The organism is Burkholderia sp. LMG 13014 (genome assembly GCF_905232215.1).
Taxonomy (GTDB): Bacteria; Pseudomonadota; Gammaproteobacteria; order Burkholderiales; family Burkholderiaceae; genus Burkholderia.
The window spans coordinates 1-3,977 of the sequence record NZ_CAJNKE010000537.1 but is presented as its reverse complement, the minus strand read 5'-3'; the positions used below and the strand labels follow the sequence as shown (position 1 = coordinate 3,977).

The window sequence follows — 3,977 nt, the reverse complement described above, 5'->3', positions numbered from 1 at the left end:
GAGCCGGTGCTCGTCGACGCCGATCGCCGCTTCGTACACGGCGATCCGCGACGTCGTCGATTCGTACTGCGCGCGCGCCCGCGCCGCATCGAGTTCGGACCCTCTCCCCGCGCCGACGCGCGCATTGATCAGCGCGAGCGTCTGCTTCTGGTTGTCGGCGTTCTCGCGCGCGATCCGCAACCGCTCCTGCGAGCCGCGCAGATCGACGTACGTGCTCGCCACCTCGCCGGCGATCGCGACGCGCACCGCGCGCACGTCCGCCGCGCTGGCGGCCGTTTCGGCACGCTGCGATTCGATCGAACGGCGCACGCGGCCGAACAGGTCGAGTTCCCACGCCGCATTGATTCCGACGCTGGAGGTCGGCGTATCGCGCTGGCTGCGCGGCGCGCCGAACGCCTGGTCCTTGCTCATCAGCTGATGGCCGATCTGCCCGCTCGCGGTGATCGTCGGGTAGCGGTCGAACGTGGCCTGCGACAGCAGCGCATTCGATGCGTCGTAGCGCGACACGGCGACCTGCAGATCCTGGTTCGCCGCGAGCGCCGAGTCGATCAGCTGCGTCAGCGTCGGATCGCCGAAGCCGCGCCAGAACGCGGCATCGGCGTCGGCCGACGCGTCGGGCGGCGTATTCGCCGTCGTATCGGACGGCGACGTATCGCGCGGCGACGCCGGATGCGCGTCGCGCGCGAACCGCGCGGTGGTGGCCGTGTCGGGCCGCTTGAAATCGGGGCCGACCGCGCACGCGGCGAGCGTCACCGACATCGCGAGCGCGGAAAGACGGAAAGCGGCGCTCATCGGTTTTCTCCTTCGAGGGTGCCGTGGTGTTCGCTCCACACGGCCGGTGTGCCGCCCGCGAGCTTGCGGATCGCCACATAGAACACGGGCGTGAGGAACAGCCCGAACAGCGTGACGCCCAGCATCCCGGCGAACACGGTGATGCCGGTGGCCGCCCGCACTTCGCTGCCCGCGCCGCCGCCAATTAGCAGCGGCACCGAGCCCGCGATGAACGCAACCGACGTCATCACGATCGGGCGCAGCCGCAGCTTGCACGCTTCGAGCGCGGACTCGATCACGCCCTTGCCCTGGATTTCGAGTTCGCGTGCGAACTCGACGATCAGGATTGCATTCTTGCACGCCAATCCCATCAGCACGACGAGACCGACCTGCACGAACACGTTGTTGTCGCCACCGGACAGCCACACGCCGAACAGCGCCGCGCAGATGCACACCGGCACGATCAGGATCACCGCGAGCGGCAGCGTCCAGCTCTCGTACAGCGACGCGAGCACGAGGAACACGAGCATCACCGCGAGCGGGAACACGACGATCGCCGCGTTGCTTTGCGTGACCTGCTGGTAGCTGAGGTCGGTCCATTCGAGCGTGATGCCCGGCGGCAGCACGTCCTTCGCGATCTGCTGCAGCTTCTCGATCGCCTGCGACGACGACATCACCTTCGGATCGGCGTCGCCGATCAGGTTCGCGGCCGGATAACCGTTGTAGCGCACCACCGGGTCGGGCCCGTACGCGGGCGCCACCGTCACCATCGAGCCGATCGGCACCATCTCGCCCTTCGAATTGCGCGTGCGCAGGTTCGCGATGTCGGCGGCCGTCTGCCGGTGGCCGGCATCCGCCTGCGCCATCACGCGGTACACGCGGCCGAACAGGTTGAAGTCGTTCACGTACATCGAGCCCAGATAGACCTGAAGCGTGCTGAACAGGTCGGTCAGCGCGACGCCCTGCGCCTTCGCCTTCAAGCGGTCGACCTTCACCTCGAGCTGCGGGATGTTCGCCTGGTACGAGCTGACGGGGTAGCTCATCCCCGGCGTCTTCGCGACCGCGGACTGGAACGCGGTGAGCGCGTTCTGCAATGCGCCGTAGCCGAGCCCGCCGCGATCCTCCAGGTACAGCGAATACCCTGAGCCGTTGCCGAGGCCCTGGATCGGCGGCGGCATCAGCGCATAGGTAATGCCGCCGCCGATCGCCGCGAAACGTGCGTTCAGGTCCGCGTTGATCTGCGCGGCGCTGCGGTGGCGCTGGTCGAACGGCTTCAGGATCACGTACGAGTTCGTGATGTTCGGCGTGTTCACGCCCTGCAGCGCATTCAGCCCGGCAAACGCCGGCACCATCTCGACACCGTCGGTGCCGAGCGCGATCTTCGTCATCTGCTCGGTCACCTCGCTGGTGCGCGCGAGCGACGCGCCTTCCGGCAGCTTCGCGCCCGCGAACAGGTACAGCTTGTCCTGCACGGGGATGAAGCCGCCCGGCACCGCGTTGAGCAGCAGCGTGGTCGCCGCGAGCAGCGCCGCATAGACCGCGAACACCACCCCGCGCCGCTTCAGCGTGCGCGACACGAAGCCGTGATAGCGATCGGAACTGCGGTCGAAGAAGCGGTTGAACGGATGAAACAGCCAGCCGAACGCACGGTCGAGCCCGCGCGTGAGCGCATCCTTCGGCGCGCCGTGCGGGCGCAGCAGCTTCGCGGCGAGCGCGGGCGACAGCGTCAGCGAGTTGATCGCCGAGATCACCGTCGAAATCGCGATCGTCACCGCGAACTGCCGGTAGAACTGGCCCGTGACGCCGGACATGAAGGCCATCGGCACGAACACCGCGCACAGCACGAGCGCGATCGCGACGATCGGCCCCGACACCTCGCGCATCGCCTGGTGCGCGGCGTCGCGTGGGCTCAGGCCCTGCGCGATGTTGCGCTCGACGTTCTCGACGACCACGATCGCATCGTCGACGACGATCCCGATCGCAAGCACGAGCCCGAACAGCGTCAGCGTGTTGATCGAATAGCCGAGCAGATAGAGCCACGCGAACGTGCCGACCACCGACACGGGCACCGCGACGAGCGGAATGATCGACGCGCGCCACGTCTGCAGGAACAGGATCACGACGAGCACGACCAGCACGACGGCCTCGATCAGCGTGTGCTGCACCGCGCGGATCGATTCGCGCACGAACACCGTCGGATCCCACACGGGACGGAACGCGACGCCGGGCGGGAAGCGCTTCGACAGTTCGTCGAACTTCGCATACACGGCCTTCGCAACCTCGAGCGCGTTCGCGCCCGGCGACAGGAAGATGCCGACCACGGCCGATTGCTTGTCGTTGAAGTACGAGCGCAGCGTGTAGTCGCCCGCGCCAAGTTCGACACGCGCGACGTCCGACAGCTTCACGACCTGGCCGTCGTCGCCGGTGCGCAGCACGATGTCGCCGAACTCCTGCGCCGTGCGCAGCCGGCCGCGCACGTTGATCGACAGCAGGAAGTCGTTTTTCTTCGGCGTCGGCTCCGCGCCGAGCTGGCCTGCCGACACCTGCACGTTCTGCTCGCGCACGGCGGCAATCACGTCGCTCGCGGTCAGCCCGCGCGACGCGAGCCGGTTCGGGTCGAGCCACAGCCGCATCGCATAGTCGCCGGCACCGGACAAGCCGACGTCGCCGACACCGGTGAGCCGCGACAGCTCGTCCTTCACGTGCAGCGTCAGGTAGTTGCGCAGGTACAGCGAATCGCGGCTGTTGTCCGGCGAATAGAGGCTCGCGTACATCAGCGGCGTCGGCGACTGCTTCTGCGTGGTCACGCCGTATTGACGCACCTCGTCGGGCAGGCGCGACAGCGCCTGGCTCACGCGGTTCTGCACGCGCACGGCGGCCGTGTCGGGATCGACGCCCTGCAGGAACGTGACGACGACCTGCAGGCTGCCGTCGGAACCTGCGACCGACTTCATGTACATGATGCCTTCGACGCCGTTGATCGCCTCTTCCAGCGGTTCGGCGACCGATTCGGCGATTTCCTTCGGGTTCGCGCCCGGGTACGTCGCCCGCACGACGACGCTCGGCGGCACGACTTCCGGGTACTCGCCGGCCGGCAGCATCGGAATCGAGATCAGGCCGATCGCGAAGATGACGATCGACAGCACGACCGCGAAGATCGGCCGGTCGATGAAGAATCGGGAGAAATCCATGGCGTGTCTCCCGTC

At 67.6% G+C, this 3,977-nt stretch carries 2 protein-coding genes; both read right to left on the bottom strand.

Annotated features, from left to right (window positions below; all coding sequences use genetic code 11):
- The coding region (locus JYJ84_RS30370; RefSeq protein WP_205189873.1) for a TolC family protein at positions 1-792 on the bottom strand (792 nt) is incomplete at its 3' end.
- Positions 789-3,962 (bottom strand): efflux RND transporter permease subunit, encoded by a 3,174-nt coding sequence (locus JYJ84_RS30365; protein WP_205189872.1) that lies wholly within the window; start codon positions 3,960-3,962, stop codon positions 789-791. The genes JYJ84_RS30370 and JYJ84_RS30365, both read right to left, overlap by 4 nt.
- Between the last annotated feature and the right edge of the window lie 15 nt (positions 3,963-3,977).

Coding starts and splice junctions, on each gene's coding strand:
- JYJ84_RS30365 (WP_205189872.1), bottom strand. CDS start 3,962: ATGGATTTCTCCCGATTCTTCATCGACCGGCCGATCTTCGCGGTCGTG.